The sequence below is a fragment of the Methanocalculus chunghsingensis genome (assembly GCF_018132105.1).
GTDB lineage: Archaea > Halobacteriota > Methanomicrobia > Methanomicrobiales > Methanocorpusculaceae > Methanocalculus > Methanocalculus chunghsingensis.
In genome coordinates, this window is sequence record NZ_JWHL01000002.1 from 198765 (window position 1) to 218239 (window position 19475).

The following is a 19475-nucleotide window of genomic DNA, read 5'->3' on the forward strand; positions in this document are numbered from 1 at the left end:
TTATGGATACAACCGTCGCCTCTGTCTTCTGCGATTCATATGATGAGAAGAAGGTGGATGCCGCGGTCCGGCGCACAATTGATCTCCTCGGTGGGATCGGGTCATTCGTCCGGCCCGGTATGACCGTCCTTCTGAAGCCGAATCTCCTTGCAGGCACCGATCCGAAAAAGGCAGTGACGACCCATCCTACGATCATCGGAGCGGTTGCACGGATCCTGATTGCGCATGGTTGCAGTGTTCTCATCGGGGACAGTCCGGGTGCCGGGGTCCGTTATACCCCGGCATCCCTCAGGCGGGCATACAGGCGATCCGGGATCACACCCCTTGGTAATATACCGGGTGTCTCCCTCAACTACGATGTCTCCCACACCACCTGTGCATCCCCGGATGGCACGGTGGTGAAGCGGTTCCTTATCATCTCCCCGGCGGTATCTGCCGATGCGATCATCACCATCTCCAAGCCCAAGACCCATCTCCTGACGACCTATACAGGTGCGGTTAAGAACCTCTTCGGCCTCATCCCCGGCCATGAGAAGTCGCTCTTTCATACCCGTTTTCCTGAGGCCGAAGTTTTCTCCGAGATGCTCATCGATCTCCATGGCGCCGTCCGCCCGGTTCTTCACCTGATGGATGCCGTCACCGGGATGGAAGGGAACGGACCGATGTCAGGGAAACCCCGTGATATCGGGCTTTTCCTTGGATCAACTGATCCACATGCGCTCGATTATGTCGTCTCATCAGTCATCGGGATACCGCCGGAGAGCATCCCGACGATCTCGGCGGCAAAGCGACGGGGGCTTCTCTCTCCGGATCCTCTGATCCTCGGGGATGATCCCGCATCGCTCCATCTCGCACCGTTTCGTCTTCCTGATACAAAACGGCCGGCCGGCCTCCGAATGAAGATGATGCGTAGAATCCTCTCCCGTCTCCAGCACTCCGGCCGGAGTATCACCCCCTATCCGGCGGTCATCCCCGCTGCCTGCATCGGCTGTGGCGCCTGCGAGCGTATCTGCCCTGTCGATGCCGCCGTTCTACGAAACCGGGTAGCAGAGATCGATCTCTCCCTCTGTATCCGCTGCTACTGTTGTCATGAGTCCTGTGAGGCTGCAGCAATCGGGATCAGGGACTCTCTTCTCTCCCGCCTCCTCTTCGGCAGTCGGCAGTAATTATAACCTCTCGAACCGAATATTTCCCAATGGTTCAGCTGACGGTCGATATCGGTGGGCGGCCGGGGATCGACTGCCGTGGTTTCTGTGCATACTGTTACTTCCGGCATACAGGTAATAGAGAGATCCCGGCGTTTGGATGCAGGTACTGCCTTCCGTTTGTGAAGGGATGCGATTATTGCAGAAAGGGTGTCAAAGAAGAGTATCCGGGCTTCAAACCCCTCCGCGAGGTCGCCGACACTGTCCTTGCCGATATTCAGTCTGTCAGGGGAGATATCACCCGTGTCACCATCAGCGGCGGTGGGGATCCGAGCTGCTACCCGGAGTTTGTCGATCTCGTTGATCTCCTCGCAAGCCTTGAAGCGCCGCTGCATATCGGGTATACAAGCGGGAAAGGCTTTGACGATCCCGGGATTGCCGATATTCTCATCGATGCAGGGTTGACGGAGATCTCATTCACCGTCTTTGCGAGCGACCCCGCGCTCAGACGGAGGTACATGCATGATCCGACCCCGGAGGTCTCTCTTGAGATTATCAGAGGCCTTGCTGCATCGATCGATGTCTATGCCGCCTCGGTGATCCTGCCCGGCGTCAACGATGGTACTGTGCTTCGGGAGACCTGCCGCTGGCTTGAGGAGATCGGGGTAAAAGGGCATATTCTGATGCGGTTTGCCAACACGACCGATCAGGGCCTGATCCTTGGGAATGGTCCCATCATTGCTGATCATCCTGTTCAGACGGTGGAGGAGTTTTCTGCCATGGTCGCATCGGCCGCTGCTGGCTGTACAATGAAGGTATCCGGGACCCCGCTTGCCGATCCCGATCTCGGATCACCGTTTGCGATCCGGCATGAGCCGGATCTCCTCGCCCGACTCCCGCGGGTGGAAGGGGCCGCCTCCGTCATCACCGGGAGTGTCGCCGCCCCCTTCATCCGGGAGATACTTGATGCCTGCGGCGGCTGCGATGTCGTCCCGGTGGCAAAAGAGATCGCCTGCCTGATCACCGCCGATGATCTCCGGGGGCTTGATCTGAGCACCCTTGCCGGGACGGTCATCATCCCCGGCCGATCATTCGTCTTCCTCCCCGAGGCTGAGGCGATCCTCTCGGCAGATGGTATTCACCGGCAGGTGATCCGTGGGCCTGAGATGCTCACCGCCGATGCCGAGACGAGTATGGGAATGACCCGTGACGGGGTGCTTGAGATGGAGTTCTGCGGGTTTACGGATCTGATCGGGATGATCAACCTCTATGGGAGGTGAGCTGGCGAGCGTCAGCTGAGCCCGTCAAGATAATGAAGACTCTGAATGAACTGGTCCATCCGCTGCGTCTCAATGACGGCTGTCGCATCGTCAGGAAATGTCTGCATGAGATCCGGGTACGGGATTGTTCCGTTTCCAATGGCATCATGCGAGTCGAAGACCCCGCAGTTGTCATGGAGGTGGAGGTGGATGATCCCATCGGTCTCAAGGAATGCCTCGGCAAGGCCATTGAGATGGGCATGACCGAGATCCAGGGTGATCCCAAGGCCCAGACCGGTGATCCTCCCGGCAAAATCCGGAGTTTTAAAGAGATAGGGGTCCCAGCTCCCCATATTCTCAAGTGCAAACCGGACCACCCGCTCCTCCTGTACTGCTGCGAGATCGACGAGCGACCGGTCAAGGGCGGCCTCTGCGGCATCCCGCATCCCGCTCTCAACGAGATGGCCCGGATGGACGACCAGACGGTCGGCACCGATCCGGTCAGCGATCAGGGAGAGATCTGACAGTGCTTCAATGGAAGCCCGCCGCATCCGTTCATTCACCGATGCAGGGTTGATATCCCCGCATGGCGCATGGACGCTGTACTTGAGATCATATGAATAACAGACCTCCTCATGATAGAAGAGCGAATGGAGGCCATCAGAGAGGATCTCAACCCGGCTGGTGTAGTCGGAGAGGAGTGTGAGCGCCTCATCAAGAGGATGATCGATGAGGCAGTACGTGGATGACCCTGTCACACCCGTCTCCCCAGGAAGAGCCCGGTGGCCAGGAGGAGTGCCATGGCGTGGATAACGACTGATACCGGGGCTTCGGCAGGGGGCTGCTCCTTCCCGTTTGTGGCGTCAAAGAGTTCCGGGTGTATTACGGCTGCCACCTCCTCAAGTGCATCGACGATCCGGGGGCCGGCACGGCTGATGATATCGGCATCAATGAGGATCACCTGATGATTTTTCACCGCATTGAGGTTCTGGAATCGCGGCTCGGTCATAAAATACTGATAGATGACATTCTGGCCTGCAGTTCCCATCCCGGTCCCTGAACTGACGAAGATGTAATCGGGGTTTGTGACGATGAACTCCTCAAGACCGACGATCTCCCACTCATCGAGATGAGCAAAGACATTCTCCCCTCCGGCAGCCCGTATCACTTCATTCTGGAATGTCCGGTCTCCCGAGACCCAGACCGGCTCATGCCAGACGACATGGGCCACGGTGGGGCGTCCGTGAATCGTATCGGTCTTGTCGGTTATCGTCGTGGTCCGCAGCTCTAATTCATTTGTAAGAGCCAGAGCATTCTCCCGGACACCGGTGATCTCACCGATGAGATTGATATTATCGAGGATCTCATCCATCGTCTCCGGACTGAGGACGATGACGGTATGCCCCATAGAACGGAGACGGCTGAGGACCTCTTCGCTATTGCCCTCCACCCCGACGATGAGATCAGGCTCAAGAGCAACGACCCTCTCGACACTGATCGTGCTGTACCCGCCGACCTGTGGAACCGCTGCCGCCTCAGGGGGATAATCCGAGAGGTCGGCAACCCCGACAACGCGCTCCCCAAGACCGAGTGCAAAGAGGATCTCGGTATTTGAGGGTGCCAGAGAGACGATGCGTTGCGGATACCCCTGTATGGTCACCACAGTCCCCTGATCATCGGTGATTCTGATCACCCGGTCATGATCGGGGTTCTCAGCACCACAGACTGGTGGGGTGAGTGCGAACAGGGTCACAAGGAGGAGGAGAAGAAGTATCATCCTTGTACTGGGTTTCATACCTCTTCTATGTGAGAGGGGAGGAGATAAGATGATCTACTTGTCTGTTGTAAACTAAAAAAATATTGATTATCCCGGGAGTCAGATCCCCCTTCTTCCATGGAGGATGATCATACAGAGGAGTGCAGCCAGAGGAATGAGACCGGAGATCGGGGATTGCACCGGGGAGTTTTCGCTGACCGGAGGGGCTTCAAAGAGATCGGGATGCATCGCGGCTGCCACCTCTTCCAGTGCGTCAACGATTCTCGGGCTGGCACGGCTGATAATGTCGGCATCAATGAGGATCACCTGGTCCTTCTTCACTGCATCGAGATTCTGGAATCTGGGTTCGTTCATCACGTACTCATAAATGACATCATACCCGCTGCTCCCCATTCCGGTGCCCGAACTGACGAAAATGTACTCCGGATTTGTCATAATGAAGTCCTCAAATCCGACGACACTCCACTCCTCCATATATTCGAAGGAGTTTGTACCTCCGGCCATCTGAATTACCTCGCTCTGAAATGTCCTGCCACCCGAGATCCAGAGTGGATCATACCAGACCAGATGTGCTGCGGATGGGCGGGTATCCAGCCGGCTTGTCTTCTGATGAACAGCTCCGATCCTCTCGTTGAGATCAGCAGAGAGAGTGGAGGCTTCGGCATCTGCCCCGGTGATCTCTCCGATCAGTTCGATATTATCGATGACCCCCTCAAGATCGGTTGGATTGAGTGCCACCACAACAAGACCGAGCGAGCGCATCCGGGTGATCATATCCTCAGTATTTCCATATGCCGCAAGTACAAGATCGGGTTCTGCCGCGATGACCTTTTCAAGGTTTATTGTGCTGTATCCTCCGACTTTGGGATAGGCAGCTGCCTCGGCCGGGTAGTCGCAGTAGTCGGTTACCCCGACAACCCTCCCGGAGAGGCCGAGTGCAAAGAGGATCTCGGTATTGGATGGAGCAAGGGAGACGATACGCTGCGGATACCCATGAATCGTTATCTCTTCCCCGAAATCATCCCGGATCGACACGATCCGATCCGTTTCCGTCCGGATTATTTTCACCTCAGGAAGATCCTGATCGACAGGTGGTGCCCGATGCTGTGTGGGTCCTTTTGAGGAGACGGCAGGCGTCATGATCGGGTTGGGTGCCCCGAGGAGCGCGGGGAGTGCGGTTGCGGTCATCCGGCATGGGTTATCGGTGACGTGGGCGGTGTGGCGGAACGATCCATCCGGATTCTGGAGGCTCAGGAGGTGATCGATCACACTCCGTGAATTCTGACGATAATCCCGGGGATCTTCCCCGGCTGCGACCAGTCCCTGGATCACCCATGCATCCGATGCTGAGTTGGATGCACTCGTCCCGCCGTAATGATACCCGCCGTCATCCCGCTGCATTGAACGGAGATACTCCACTGCATTCCGTACGACCGGATCATCCGGGGATACACCCCCGGCGATGAGTGCCTGGAGTGCAGCCCCGGTGTCATCCGGATCGCTCTCGGCACCTGGTGTCCAGGGGAATCCGCCATCAGGGTTCTGGGCAGAAATAAGCCAGCTGACCGACCGGGAGGTATCCTCCCCGGCGGATGCCAGCCCGATGATGGTCCAGATTGTGGTATAGACATGATCCCCTGCCTGTCCGTCCGGCTTCACCCGGCTTTTCAGATCCTGCACGTAATTCACCCCATGAAAGCTCCGTGGATCCTCAGATACCGCATGGAGTGTCAGGATTGTCCGGGCGATGTCCGTTGTCCCTCCCTTCCCGATGGTCTCCCTGTTCATCATCGTCAGGTAATCGACTGGAGAGTTGCCATCTCTCACCCATGTTCGTGGATCCTCACCTGCCGCAAAGATGGCGAGGATTGCCCATGAGGTCGTCCCAGGGCTGCTCCCCCTTCCTGCCTCACCAAATCCCCCGTCCTCCTGCTGGCAGTTTCGCAGATAATCAAGTGCGTTTCTGACTGCATCATCTTCCTGATGCAGTGGGTATGCTCCGACGCATCCGATACAGAGGAGGATGCAGAGGAGCGCTATCAGGTAGTGTTTCATTCCTTCCCCTTCCTTCGTTGATATTCAAGAACGATACCGGCAAGAATGATCAGAATGATGAAGGCGGCCGGTATGGCCGCATTGCCGGTATCTGATGTCTTTTGATGATGCGCTGAACCCGTCTCTTCCGATATGTCTTTCTCTTGGGCCTCTGATCTCACAATCACCGGGATCTCCTCGACCGCAATGAGCGCAAAGGCAGAGAGGCCGGAAGGAGATACTGCCCGGAATGTCATGACGTCGGTGTCAGCATCCTCAATCTGCTCCGGGAGGAGAATCTCCCCTGTTCCATCATCCCTGATATGCGCTATCCGGATGGACTCGGCCCCCCCATGCTCCATAACCCAGTACCCGGGGATCGAGAGCGAAATAGTGGCGGTCCTGATATCACGGCCATTCTGGAGGTTTTCAGCCCTGGCATGCATCAGGTATGCCATCCCGGTGATCAGGTGTCGTTCCCCGTCTGCCAGGGAGCGGAGGAGCTGGACATTCTCCAGAGTGATCTCATCATCGAGCCGGATCGCTATGCCGGCATCATCGGGGAAGATTGCAAGATCCAGATCCAGCGACCCGGAGACATTCCCGATGCCCGGATATTCGGCCTCTGCCGGAGCGAACGAAACCCTGATGCCTGTAACGTCAGCCCTATAGATCCCATCCTTCTCTTCACCCCCTCGTATGTGGAAGGTGAGGGTGTATTTGCTGAGATCGAGATGCACAGCGTCAGAGAGGATGGTCACTTCTCCTCCACCGGCAGCAGCTTCATCTCTGTCGATCGCTATCGTAAGCCCGTCATCACCCCGGATGAGCTCTGTTCCATCCGGAAGGAGGAGAGGAATCCTCTCACCGGATATCTCTTTGGCGCCCCCTTCCTCCTGCCGGAGTTCCTGGGACGGACCTGCCTGGGATCCCCCCGGCTGATGGGGGGAGCCTTGTACCGCGATCCTCAGTGCGATCACATCAGAGGATGACTCCGGCGTGGAGGACATGCTCTCACTCCAGTAGAAGATGACCTCATCACCTTCCCCGACGGTATGGACATTTGAACCAACGGCTGGTGATACGCCGTTGACCTGGTACATCCACCCCTCTGCACCCCGGTTCGCTCTCCCTTTTATCGAGTTGATGAAGAGCGACCCGTACTCATGAAAATACGAGTCATCGATGGTATAGGCATTCCCTGATGCATGGAGGGCACCAAAGGCGGTCAGGGTATCGACCTCGTACGTTTTGCCACTATTATCGGCGGTCGCGGTGAAGGTTCCGGGCCGGAGTACAATCGTCCGCCAAGGGAGTCCTTCTCCCCCGCTACCACCGCTACCACCGCCTCCGGATGCGATGGTGATCGGGGCAAAGATACTGAATGGGGAGGCATATCCGGTGATGGTCTGGTTGCCTGAATCGATGACCTGATCGTCGAGAGCAAACCAGTTCGAGCCATCGTATCTGTGGATTGATGTCCTGAATCCTGTGGCGAAGAGACTCGCCCATTCTTCATCCGTAAAAGGGCCAAACGTCAGACCAATTGCAGGATCAAAGTGCGTACCGGCAGGTCCGAGGATATAGATATGATCAGCCAGCCTGAGGGTCGAACCTGCAGGGGGGACAGGGATCTCCGGGGCTATCCCCACAGAGAGATCAGCTACGACCGTCCCATTACGCATGGGGGATGTGTTCCCTGCAATATGGAGGCTGATTTCTGAATACCTGATGTTGATCTCTTCTGTTGTTCTTCCTGTTGAGCTATTGACGGACTGGTTGATATCATACGTACGTGGGGGCGATACGACCGTTATCGTGTCATGTGCAACCGAATCCGGTCCGAACGGATTACTCACGGTCAGACTGACGTGATAGACCTGCAGGCCTTCAGACGAAGATATGTATGTGTTTTCAGGGTGCTGCTGGGTTGAGGTATTTCCATCTCCAAAATCCCAAAACCAGGTGAGGGGATCAGATCCCGTGGAGGTATCATAGAACTGAACAGCAAGAGGGCTCTCTCCACGACTTCTTTCGGTCGTAAAGGATGCAGTAGCCCGCTCCCCTTCAGGCGGCTCCCCGGCATCGCCAAATGCATGCAGGATGCCTTCATCAGTTCCAATGATTAGTATGCCATCTGCGTATGATGGTGATGACATGATGTAGTTGGATGTCGGGTATCTCCAGACCTCCTTACCGTCGGTCGTTACGGCGTAGATTGTTCCGCCTGCAGTATTTGATGCAAAATAGACGGTTCCATCTGCGATGACCGGTGTTGTATCCACCTTTCCATCCACCTGGAACGACCAGATGTGATCACCAGTTGCCGCATCAAGCCGGTGGAGGGAGTGATCTGCATTTGTTCCAAGATAGATGGATCCCTCATGGATGGCGGGTGACCCCCATGCTCCACTGACTGGGATACGCCACTGCACTTCCCCTGACCCGATCTCAGATGCATAGAGGTAATCAAGAGTCGTCAGATAGACGGTATCCCCGGATATGACCGGGCTTGATCTGATCTGGCTGTCGAGGGCTGTTGTCCATATCTCATCACCGGAGATGGCATCGACGGCAATAAGGAGGTGATCATCACGGTGTCCTGCAAAGACGATCATGCCGTCTGCATAGGCGGGTGATGTATATGCAAACGTTCTCCCTCCGGTCTCATATCTCCAGAGCGTCTCTCCCTCGGTTGAGATGGCATGGAGGGTTCCGTTTGAGAGGGAGGTTACATAAACCCTATCATTCCAGACAGCCGGGGTGGATGCAAGACCATGCCAGTTTCCGTTCGACCGTCCGATATCTACCCCCCTGCTCCAGCGCGTGCTTCCATCCATACGGTCGATAGCATACAGTCTTCCATCCATGCACCCGATGAAGACGAGATCATCCGTTACTGCCGCACCCGAGACGGTCCCCTCACCGATGCCGAGGGGATTTCTCCAGATCTCCTCACCGGTTTCTGCATCCAGACTGAAGAGATGGTACTCTTCACCGGGAGTGAAGACCATATCAGGCCAGACTCCGATGTATATCCTGCCGTCAGCGACTGCTGGTGATGCTCCTATGAACTCTCCGAGTTCTTTCTGCCAGAGAATCGGTGCATTCAGCTGATTCTCTTTGGAAGAAATAATATCTCCTGAATCCCCATCGTCCGGTATATACGCTGAGGTGAGGGGGGCAGTGAGGATCATCAGGCTGCAGATGATGGCGATGCTGATACCAATCCTCTTCAGCGTCTTTCGTACCCCCCCCTCCTCAAAAGATGTTCCGTCTCTCATGCTGCCCACCATACAACAGATCAGAGGTGGGGGATCTTCCCCACATAGGCATAGGCGATCAATGCCGCATCGGCTCCATCGACGACGCCGTCACCATTGAAGTCGGCACGCTGATCGACAGAAACCATATCTGCTGCCATGTAGGCGACACGGGCAACATCCCCGATATCGATCCGGCCGTTTTTATTGAAGTCACCTCGCACAATCTGCCGGATGATTCCTGGCTGTACGGAGATTGGATAATCGTTGAAATCCAGATCACTCCATTCTGCATGGATTGATTGCAGGCCCGCCATCTCACCGGGATGGCCTGTGGCGGTGATCGTCAGGTATGCTATCACCGCCGACTCAGGGATCTCGATCAGCCGGGGTGAGGTGACTGCCACCATGAGATGGCTGATATGGTATTCCACCGTCAGTTCCGCATCTGGCAGGGCTGTCTGATTCAGGGTGAGATTGGTGATACTGAGGGATGCCGGATCATAGTTGATGGAAAAGCCAAAGCCGGTGGCTCCGGTCATATCGGCCAGGGAGAGAGGCAGCACCGTCGGGGAGTCCATCATGACCGTTCCAGATGGGAGGGTGAGTACCGGCATCATCGTTGGGATATGTGCCGTGATAGTCACAACGGACTCTGCGGTCTCCGGGGTGGATCCCCATGCTCCATACCAGAGTTCGATGAGGTCGCCGTCCTCGAGTTCATATCCGGCAACACCGACCTCGGCACTCACTCCATTGATCTGGTAGAGCCAGGAGTCCCAGGTGTCAGGATTATACGCGACATCATCGATTGCGTAGAGGAACGGCCCCCAGTCGGTCTGCTGGATGGCATAGTCGAAGGTACCCAGGTGAGATGCCGTATCGAGTGCGCCGAGTGCACTTGTCCTGTTCACCTGGTACTCGGCTGTTTCATTGTTGAATGGGATGACGGTGAAGGTCTCGCCGGGTGTCAGGGTGACGGTTCCGGTCCATGAGAAAGATGCGGGTTCCGGCTCCCGGATCTCTGCCGTTATGGTGACAACGGACTCTGCGGTCTCCGGGGTGGATCCCCATGCTCCATACCAGATTTCGATGAGATCGCCGTCCTCAAGTTCATACCCGGCAACGCCGACCTCGGCACTCACTCCATTGACCTGATAGAGCCATGAGTCCCAGGTGTCAGGATTATACGCGACATCATCGATTGCGTAGAGGAACGGTCCCCAGTCGGTCTGCTGGATGGCATAGTCGAAATCTCCGAGACGGGATGCCGTATCGAGTGCGCCGAGTGCACTTGTCCTGTTCACCTGGTACTCGGCTGTCTCATCATTGAACGGGATGACGGTGAAGGTCTCTCCGGGTGTCAGGGTGACGGTTCCGGTCCACTCAATTGCATTCGCACAACTTACCAGCATTGCCAGCAGGAGGAGTGGTATCATCAGCTTCTGTACATTCATTATCATAATGCAAGTACAATTGTACTAATACAATATAGTTTGCACTATTTGATTTGTACAAAGACAAATATTATTGTTTAAGGGGCCGGGCACTTTGAGACAGGTACCGGCTGGGTTGGAAGAGTTGTGGAAAAAGGTCATTTCAGCGGAGAAAAGAAGGATAGCTTCTCCACCTCCGGGATTAACGGCAATAATCGCATGACATCATTACAGGGTCCAGAAGACCTCCCCGGTCTCCTTCAATGGAATAACTCCAAGATATGCATCATCAAGGGTGAAATCATCCGGAACCTCAAAGAGAAGGAAACCCTGTTTATTCTCTTTTCGCTCAAGGATCGTCTCTGTGTACAATTCTCCGAGCGAGATATGATCACTTCGCCTGCCCGGCATCTCCACAGGTGTATAGATCGTCTCCGGACCATAAAGGGTGAATGCAGAAATCCTGGGAATCTCCGCAAGGTAATAGAGGCCATCATGGTTGCCGCGGTGCGTCACCTGAAGGCATGTAAGAAGGTACTTGCTGCCGTCCCTGGCGCTTTGTGACACCAGCCCCTGATCAGACTCATACGTAAAAGAGCTCCGGAACGTACTATACTGATACATGATCGAGAGCTCATTGCTCTTCCGGGCATCCATGTAGATGAACGGTGTCCCGGGTGAGAGGATCGGACCAGGTATCCTTTCAGCCAGCTCATCTCCGCCGCCTCTTCCGAGATGGATAAACCCGGCAGGATCTCCAAGGGGACTCCATACCAGTGTCAGATCCCTGCCGGATGGTACCTCAAAGAGAAGCCACCCACTGACCTCATCTTCCGGGGAAGGTATGCTATCGGGGTAGTGTGGGTGTGTCGGCGGCATCCGGGCAAAGACGTTACGATAGTCTTCATCCCCTCCTCTGAGATGGAAGTCGTGAGGGGAGGTACGTAATGCGTGTGATTCTGAGAGACGACGCATCGTGACGCTGATGAGAATAAATTCATTCCCTGCATCAGGAGAGGGGTTGAAGATATTGGCCTCCCTGATGAGCCTCTCTGCCTGGTGCCCGCAAATGATGCCAGAGACGGTGATCTCACAGAGGGTACCCCCGTAACCGGCAATAAGGGGTTCATCCATTGGCTCCCCTCCCCATGTTCCGGACGGCACCTGATCAGGGAGGGTCACTGGACGGGTTTCTTCTGCAACCGGCTCATCTGACGGAATGGTCATACAGCCGGCAACTGCGACTGAAAAAATGAGGAACACCCCAATGAGAAAGATACGATATGACGATCTCATATGATCATCCCGGACTTATCCTTTTTCTCATGTAATCGTTTGGATGAAAGAAAGCTCTGCATCTCCTGAATACTTTCTATCCGTAATGCTCCACACCCGCATAGATCAGTGATGAGCCGGGTCGCCTCTCCGCCGGAGTAATCCTGAATCCCGCTATCCATCCCATACATCACAACCTTCTCTTTATATCCATTCAGTACCCTGATATTTTCGATATTCCCCCTCCCAATCGGCATATTCAGGAGGATGATGAGGTCCGCCTCTGTGAGACATCTCTTCAGTATGGATACTGACTCTTCTGATATCGGGGAGAATGGCGGCTCGCTGATGACCATAATCCCAAGCTCCTTTGCTGTCAGATAGTCTGAATCAAGAATATTGAGGACACCTGTTGTGATCTGCATCCCCTGTGCATGCAGGGTCTGCATCAGCTCCGATCCCGTGCCTCCGCCACAGAGTATATGGATCCTTGTGGATTGCGGAGCTCCCCTCTCATGATCATACATCAGGAGGATATAGGGTCTCCCGGTGAGGGGGTGCTTCCTGACGATGACATCCACACCATAGACGGCCCGGATATTCTCTCTGGTCAGCACCTCTGCGGGCGGCCCCATCGCATGGATCTGCCGGTCTTTCAGGAGCAGAATCCGGTCACAATAGGATGAAGCGAGGTTGAGATCATGGAAGACGCTGATGATCGATGCCCGGACCGTCTCGCGGCGGATAATGCTGAGGATCTCGATCTGGTGGCTGATATCAAGGTTTGAGGTCGCTTCGTCCAGGAGGAGAACCTTTGGCTCCTGGGCAAGTGCACGGGCGATGAGGACACGCTGCCGCTCCCCCCCGCTGATGGCATTGACCGAGGTCTCCGCAAGATGATCAACCGATGCCAGCTTCATCGCCCTGGTGCAGATGGCATGATCCTCGCGGCTCTCGGAAGCAAATCTCCCGATGAAGGGGTGCCTCCCCATCGTTACAATCTCCCTGACAGTATAATCGAACTGGATGGCAATCTCCTGCGGAACGACGGCGACCTCCCGGGCAAGCTGGCGGAAGGTGAGATCCGCCATATCCTGATTATTATAGTAGATCTCACCGGACTCAGGAGTAACGATCCTGCTCATCGCCTTGAGAAGGGTCGTCTTTCCTGAACCGTTTGGACCGACGATCCCGATCATCTCCCCCTGCTCTGCTGAGAATGCTATCTCTTCGAGGATCCTGGCTGCCCCATAGCGTACATCCAGCCCGGTGATCTCAACTGCTTTCATGCCCGCATCCGCCTCCTGAGGAGATACATGAAGAAAGGTGCCCCGAAGAATGAGGTGATGATCCCAACCGGCATCTCGTTACCGAATGTCCGTGCAAAGGTATCAGCCCAGAGAAGGAGGATGCTCCCGGCGAGTATGGCGGCAGGGAGGAGCACCCGGTGATCCGGACCCACGATAGTTCTCATGATATGCGGGGTGATCAGCCCGATGAACCCTATCGCACCCGCGATTGAGACGGCAATCCCTGCAAGCAATGAGCTGATGAAGAGGAGGATCACCTTGAGCTGCTCCACATTGACACCGAGATGCATCGCCTCCTCTTCTCCAAGGGAGATGATGTTGATATCACGGGCGAAGATGTAGATTGCGACACACCCGATGGGAATCAGAAGACCGACATGAACCTGGCTCCAGGAGACCGTCCAGAATCCCCCCATCAGCCAGAAGATGATCTGATGCAGGCTCTTTCCCGCGGTATACATGAGAAATGAGAGCATCGCCGAGAGGAACATCGAGAGGGCAACCCCGGTCAGGAGGAGCGTCTCAACCGGGACCTTCCCTCCTCTCCGTGCAATCATATAGACCAGGAAGGTCGATCCGATCGCACCAATGAAGGCGAAGACGGGGAGACCAAGGCCTGCGAGGAAGACGATGGAGATTGCTGCCCCCAGTGACCCTCCAGCGGATGTTCCGATGATATAGGGATCGGCCATCGGATTCCTGAAGAGCCCCTGCATTGCTGTTCCTGCAGTTGCAAGCGCTGCCCCGACAAGCACGGCGGCGATGACACGCGGGACCCGTATCTCCGATATGATCTGATAATAGACTGGATTTGTGAGGATGGAGCCGATCGGAATGCTTGTCGGCCCGGTCAGGACGGCAGCTGCCATGCTCAGGAGGAGGGTGACAAAGAGGGCTATAAGGATCAGGGGATTCCGCGGGCTCATTCATGTCATTGTACTTGATTTAAGGTAATTATAGTTTATTAAAAATCTTTTGCGGTTTTGCTGCCGGTCACCTGCCTTTCCGGCTTCAATGGTTTTATTCAATTGGTTGATCCATCTTTTTGGAATGACAACCCCACTTGAAGCCCGCCTCAACTATACCTTCAAAGACCCGGCCCTCCTCACCCGCGCCCTCACGCGATCTGCGTACGCACGCGAGGCAGGCCTCCCGGATGGGCAGCATATGGATGCGCTCGCCGTCCTTGGCGATGCCGCCATCGATCTCTCTGTCATTGAGGAGATCATAGTATCAGGTGAGTATGACAAAGGTATTATTACCAACAGGAAGGTACATGCCGTCAATATGCTCAGCCTCAGAATGGCCGCAGAATCTCTCGATCTCGGTTCATATGTCTTCTGGGGAAAGGGTGAGAAGAGCCAGGAGATATGGGAATCCGGCAGGGTTCTTGCCGAATGCTATGAGGCGCTCATCGGCGCCCTTTATATTGACGGGGGAATGTCCAAAGTAAAAACCGTGATTGCAGCATCCGGCATCGGGGAAAATAGGAAAGGTTGAAGTAATGTAGGCGGCGATGCTACTATTGTTATTCATATGAAGACTCTCCGGCAAAAATTCGGGGTTTGGAGTAAGCTATGATCGGGCGAATGATGACGGTCGGTAGTGAGATAGCAGGTCTCACATGCCGGGGAGGGCGGCCGGCAAACGAGGATTCCTTTACAATTCTCCCTCTTTCGGATGGATATCTTATTGCAGTGGCAGATGGCATCGGCGGGCAGGTTGCAGGAGATCGGGCCTCATCGATCGCGATTACAACACTTCGTGACTATTTTTCTGAGGCATACACCGGGGGTCTCAAACTGGATGAATGCCACCGGAAACTCGAAGGAGGGTTCACAGCAGCAGATAAAGCTGTTAAAGCTGCCGCGACCGGCGATGCACAAGGTATGGGGACAACACTTGTCGCTGCATTCATAAGGCGAAATAAAGCGATCATCGCGCATACCGGAGATTCCCGTGCATATCATCTCTCCGGCAGGGTCGTCTCGGTCACCCGCGATCACTCCCTTGTCGCTGAGATGGTACAACGGGGCCTCCTTGATGCAAGTGAAGTGATTCATCACCCGCTGCGGTCATATATCACGCGGAGTATCGGTGGGGACTTTACCGTTTCGACAAAGAGTATCACCCTCCATCCAGGTGATGTTCTCCTCCTTGCATCTGATGGCTTCTATGAACATCTTGATGAGCAGATCCTCAGCTGTGAGTCACTCCGGGATGATCCGGCAGGAATACTCCGGCGGCTCATGCATCGTGTCCTTGCAGTGACACGGGATAATGCAACCGGAATCGTCTATCGCTCCCCGGTCTACTCCATCGGGCAGAAAGAATAACAGGATCATCTGCCTGGCGACTCCAACATTCATTTTATCTTCGAATCATTTTTCTGATCATTGATCAATTCTGTAGTATGGCGCAGGTGACGATCTATGGTGGTGCTGGATCAATCGGTGGGAATAAGATTCATATCAGGGAGGGATCATCCGGTCTCTTCCTCGACTTTGGTATTGACTTCTCAATGTACTCGCGGTTCTATGGTGATTTCTTAACGCCAAGAAGCGGTCGGGGAATCTATGACTACCTCCATCTCGGCCTCCTCCCGCCGATTGCGAATTACCGGTCTGATCTCACGCCCCCTGATCTCACCCTGAAAGGAATGCCGCAGATCCCGGTTGATGCCCTGCTCCTCTCTCATGCGCATATGGATCATGTCGGCCTTGCCGGGATGCTTGATACAACAATTCCACTCATCGCATCAGGCACCACCCTTGGCCTCATCAAGGCAATGCAGGACTCCGGACCCGCCAGGATAGGATCCGATCCTATTTACACAAAAGAGCGGACTCCCCATGATGAGCGGACACTGGTGGCTGGGAGAAAGGCCGCTATTGGGCGTGATCTCATCGTCACGGATGATATAACGGATTCCTTCAGATCCCTCATATCGACCATTCCACAGGGAAAGGGGGCCAGAATCAATGCATCCGTCTCACTTTTCCATGAATCGAACTTTCCCTTCTCCATTGAATCCTATCCGGTTGATCACTCCATTCCGGGAGCAACTGCATTTCTTCTTGGGGGTGATCTCTCGATCGCCTATACTGGGGATATCAGGACGCATGGCAGGGAGAATGCGGCAACATCACGCTTTGTGGATGCTGCACGGGATACTGGGACACTCATCATCGAGGGAACCCGGCTCTTACGTGAAGAAGACCATTCTTCGCCTGAGGTCTCGGAGGAGGAGGTTGCAGTGAACTGCCGGGAGGCTGTTGCCGAAGAGGAAGGACTTGTTATAGCAGATTTTTCTCCGCGGAACATCGAGCGGCTGATGATATTTCAGGAGATCGCAGATACATGCGGAAGGCAGCTTGTCGTGACAGCAAAGGATGCATATCTTCTCCAGGCAATGGCAGCCTGCGGCCACCCACATCTTCTGCCCTCGCTCCTGATGTACGGGGGATTTACGGATCCCCGTATACCGGGATGGAAGAAGGGGCTGTCTGATCAAATCATCCCGGTCTCTTCAGATGAGGTGAAACGGGATCCTGGTAGTTACATCCTCTGCTTCTCCCTGTATGATCTCGTCGCACTCCCGGATATTGCTCCTGAGGGGGGGACGTACATCTCTTCGACATGCGAAGCATTTAACGAGGAGATGGCACTTGATACCGCCCGCCTCGTTGAGTGGCTTGACCGCTTTGGAATCTGCTGCCATGGTCTTTCCGGCAGATCCCCGGAGGCCGTAGGCTTTCACGCATCCGGCCATGCGTCGCCTCAGGATCTTGAGGCTATCGTCGACAGGATCGATCCCGATCTGATCATTCCGGTACATACGACTGCCCCGGAATGGTATTCCAGACGTTGGGAGCAGGTTGTCATCCCACAGACCGGAGAGGAGATCACCTGCTGAAGACGGCATGGAGGTACTCTCTGGTATAGAGCTTCCCTGAAAGCCGTACCTGATAACTCTCCGTGGTGATGCATATCTCTTCAAAGGGTTCTCCAAGAGTTCTGAGCTCTTCTTCGGTGAAGTAGTGGGTGATAATTCCCTGACGCGAGAAGGTGAATGCTTCAACCTCTTCACCCTTCCCGCATCGCATATCATTCCTCGAAAAGACTGTGCAATGAAATACTCCCCCCTCTCCCAGCACCCGTTTGACCTCCCCTATAAGGAGAGGACGATCTTCCTCGGTCAGATGGCCAAGGATATGAATTCCGATGACTGCGCCAAATACCTCCTCCCTGAAGGGGAGATGACGACCATCACCGATGATGAGATGCACTCTTTTTCTTTTGCAGAGTCTGACTGCTTCCTCTGCTGCATCGATACCGGTGATCGCCCAGCCTCTCCCTTCCATCGCCGGAAGATGCTTCCCATTCCCGCATCCGAGATCGAGCACACAGGTCTCCCGGGGGAGATCCGGGAGTTGAAACGGGGCTCCTCCATAGAGTGCGCCCCTCTTCCGGTAATCGGTGTTCCAGGCCTCCCTGAGGACCCCTGGATCGAGTCTGCTCATATAGATTCATGGCGCTGCGGGATGATATGATCCTTCTTATGTCTGGTCTGCAACGCTACCATCATCTCCTCGCCCTTCTTGGCGTCATCATAGCGACAGTGATGGCGACCGAAGCGATGATCATCGCCGGCTTTCCTGCGATAGAGGCGGAGTTTGGCGTTGCATCAGTTATCATCGCATGGATCCTCCCGACGGTGATGCTCGTCGGGGCCGTCATCCTTCTTGCCATCGGATCCCTCGGCGATATACTGGGAAAACGCCGCGTCATCCTCGCCTGCCTTGGAGTCTATGGAGCCGGCATCGCCCTTGGAGGATATGCCCCGGATATGACAATCCTCCTCCTTTCACGGATGCTCCAGGGGGTCGGCCTGGCCATCGCTCCGCTTGCGTATGCACTCGTGGCAGAAGAGACACCTCCGGAATGGGTGGCGACGGCAATTGGTGTTCTTGCCGCCACCTATGGGGCAGGGAGCTTCCTTGGTATCATGTTCGGTGCATATATCATCGAGACCATCGGATGGCGTGCCTGCTTCCAGATCATGATACCCGTCGTTCTCCTCATCATCATTGCCGCATGGTTCATCCTCCCCAGGCATGGCGTTCTCCGGCAGGGGAAGATCGATCTGATCGGGATGGGACTCTTTGCTGCCTCTATCCTCACCGGGATGATCGCACTGACAGAGGGTGGCCTCTCCGGAATGAGAAATCCGATCGTCTGGGGAGGGTTTCTCGTCTCGTTCCTCCTTCTGATCCTCTTCCTCCGGCATGAGAAGCAGACCCCGGATCCACTCCTTGATATCGGGATGATCCGGGAAGCTCCGTTCCCTGCGATCACGATAAATGCATTTCTCGTTGTCTTCGCCTTCTTTATCCTCCTTCAGCTGATGCCATATATCATCTCACATCCCGCCGGACTTGCTCTACCGATCATCTTTGTGGGGATTCTTCTGATGCCCGGATCTCTCACCGATATGGTCTCAGGCCCTCTTGCAGGATACCTGGTTTCAAAAAAGGGTGTTGTACTGCCGTTTCTCATCGGGAGTATTGCCCTTCTCATCGGTAGCGGGATCTTCTTCCTCTTCGAGCTGACACCTCTCCTGCTTGTTGCTGTCTGGATGATCTTCTCAGCGGGCATGTCGATTCTTCTGACCATCGATAACATGATTGCTGTCGCCTCGGCACCTCCCGGCCAGACCGCTACCGCAAGTGCATTCCTCCACACCATCCAGAGCATCGGAGGAGCCCTTGGCCCGATCGTTGCCGGTGCGGCACTCACATTGTACCCGGCAGAAGAGGCCTTCACGGTGATATTTCTCATAGTACTTGCAGTCTCAGTGATCATCCTCTTCCAGTCTGCGGTTATCAGGCGGTATCTTCCGTAACGTTGTCAATAACGGAATACTACAAATTATTTCTGAAGAAGGAGACGGTATTACTGCAGTCACGGCATAAA

General features: G+C 55.0%; 15 protein-coding genes. 6 read left to right on the forward strand and 9 right to left on the reverse strand.

Annotated features, from left to right (window positions below; all coding sequences use genetic code 11):
* Window positions 1-2: 2 nt before the first annotated feature.
* Complete coding sequence (locus tag RJ53_RS02600) at window positions 3-1166, forward strand: DUF362 domain-containing protein (RefSeq protein ID WP_211530047.1); 1164 nt, start codon at window positions 3-5, stop codon at window positions 1164-1166.
* Window positions 1167-1195: 29 nt separating this feature from the next.
* Complete coding sequence (gene mmp10 / locus RJ53_RS02605; protein WP_211530048.1) at window positions 1196-2425, forward strand: methyl coenzyme M reductase-arginine methyltransferase Mmp10; 1230 nt, start codon at window positions 1196-1198, stop codon at window positions 2423-2425.
* An 11-nt stretch (window positions 2426-2436) separates the two neighbouring features.
* Here the strand turns inward: mmp10 and RJ53_RS02610 are convergent, their stop codons facing one another.
* The 8 genes from RJ53_RS02610 to RJ53_RS02645 all read right to left on the reverse strand — a co-directional run bounded on the left by RJ53_RS02610 (window position 2437) and on the right by RJ53_RS02645 (window position 14425).
* Window positions 2437-3162, reverse strand: a complete 726-nt coding sequence (locus RJ53_RS02610; protein ID WP_211530049.1) for a sugar phosphate isomerase/epimerase family protein — start codon at window positions 3160-3162, stop codon at window positions 2437-2439.
* Window positions 3159-4199 carry an ABC transporter substrate-binding protein gene (locus RJ53_RS02615; protein ID WP_211530050.1) on the reverse strand — a complete coding sequence of 347 codons (1041 nt, stop codon included), beginning with the start codon at window positions 4197-4199 and terminating at the stop codon, window positions 3159-3161. The genes RJ53_RS02610 and RJ53_RS02615 overlap by 4 nt, the downstream gene beginning before the upstream one ends.
* 81 nt (window positions 4200-4280) lie before the next feature.
* Window positions 4281-6236: a helical backbone metal receptor gene (locus RJ53_RS02620; protein WP_211530051.1), complete on the reverse strand. Its 1956-nt coding sequence runs from the start codon at window positions 6234-6236 to the stop codon at window positions 4281-4283.
* On the reverse strand, window positions 6233-9499 hold the full coding sequence (locus tag RJ53_RS02625) for an outer membrane protein assembly factor BamB family protein (RefSeq protein WP_211530052.1): 3267 nt from the start codon (window positions 9497-9499) through the stop codon (window positions 6233-6235). Before RJ53_RS02625 ends, RJ53_RS02620 begins: the two co-directional genes overlap by 4 nt.
* 20 nt (window positions 9500-9519) lie before the next feature.
* Complete coding sequence (locus RJ53_RS02630; RefSeq protein WP_211530053.1) at window positions 9520-10941, reverse strand: DUF4430 domain-containing protein; 1422 nt, start codon at window positions 10939-10941, stop codon at window positions 9520-9522.
* A 201-nt stretch (window positions 10942-11142) separates the two neighbouring features.
* Entirely contained in the window at window positions 11143-12141 is a 999-nt protein-coding gene (locus tag RJ53_RS02635; protein WP_211530054.1) for a DUF4352 domain-containing protein, read from the reverse strand.
* 65 nt (window positions 12142-12206) lie between these two features.
* Entirely contained in the window at window positions 12207-13478 is a 1272-nt protein-coding gene (locus tag RJ53_RS02640) for an ABC transporter ATP-binding protein (RefSeq protein ID WP_211530055.1), read from the reverse strand.
* On the reverse strand, window positions 13475-14425 hold the full coding sequence (locus RJ53_RS02645) for a FecCD family ABC transporter permease (RefSeq protein WP_211530056.1): 951 nt from the start codon (window positions 14423-14425) through the stop codon (window positions 13475-13477). Before RJ53_RS02645 ends, RJ53_RS02640 begins: the two co-directional genes overlap by 4 nt.
* Window positions 14426-14549: 124 nt before the next feature.
* Here RJ53_RS02645 and RJ53_RS02650 point away from each other — a divergent pair, with 124 nt between their 5' ends.
* The 3 genes from RJ53_RS02650 to RJ53_RS02660 all read left to right on the forward strand — a co-directional run bounded on the left by RJ53_RS02650 (window position 14550) and on the right by RJ53_RS02660 (window position 17415).
* On the forward strand, window positions 14550-14999 hold the full coding sequence (locus RJ53_RS02650) for a ribonuclease III domain-containing protein (protein ID WP_211530057.1): 450 nt from the start codon (window positions 14550-14552) through the stop codon (window positions 14997-14999).
* Between the two features lie 77 nt (window positions 15000-15076).
* The gene (locus RJ53_RS02655) at window positions 15077-15835 is read left to right on the forward strand and encodes a PP2C family protein-serine/threonine phosphatase (protein ID WP_211530058.1); all 759 of its coding nucleotides are present in this window, start codon (window positions 15077-15079) and stop codon (window positions 15833-15835) included.
* 77 nt (window positions 15836-15912) lie between these two features.
* Window positions 15913-17415: an MBL fold metallo-hydrolase gene (locus tag RJ53_RS02660; RefSeq protein WP_211530059.1), complete on the forward strand. Its 1503-nt coding sequence runs from the start codon at window positions 15913-15915 to the stop codon at window positions 17413-17415.
* On the opposite strand, the gene RJ53_RS02665 is transcribed toward RJ53_RS02660, so the two are convergent.
* Window positions 17405-18022 (reverse strand): class I SAM-dependent methyltransferase, encoded by a 618-nt coding sequence (locus RJ53_RS02665; RefSeq protein WP_211530060.1) that lies wholly within the window; start codon window positions 18020-18022, stop codon window positions 17405-17407. The two genes, RJ53_RS02660 and RJ53_RS02665, sit on opposite strands and share 11 nt — an antisense overlap.
* Before the next feature lie 26 nt (window positions 18023-18048).
* On the opposite strand from RJ53_RS02665, the gene RJ53_RS02670 reads away from it, so the two are divergent.
* Complete coding sequence (locus RJ53_RS02670) at window positions 18049-19404, forward strand: MFS transporter (protein WP_211530061.1); 1356 nt, start codon at window positions 18049-18051, stop codon at window positions 19402-19404.
* Window positions 19405-19475: the final 71 nt, after the last annotated feature.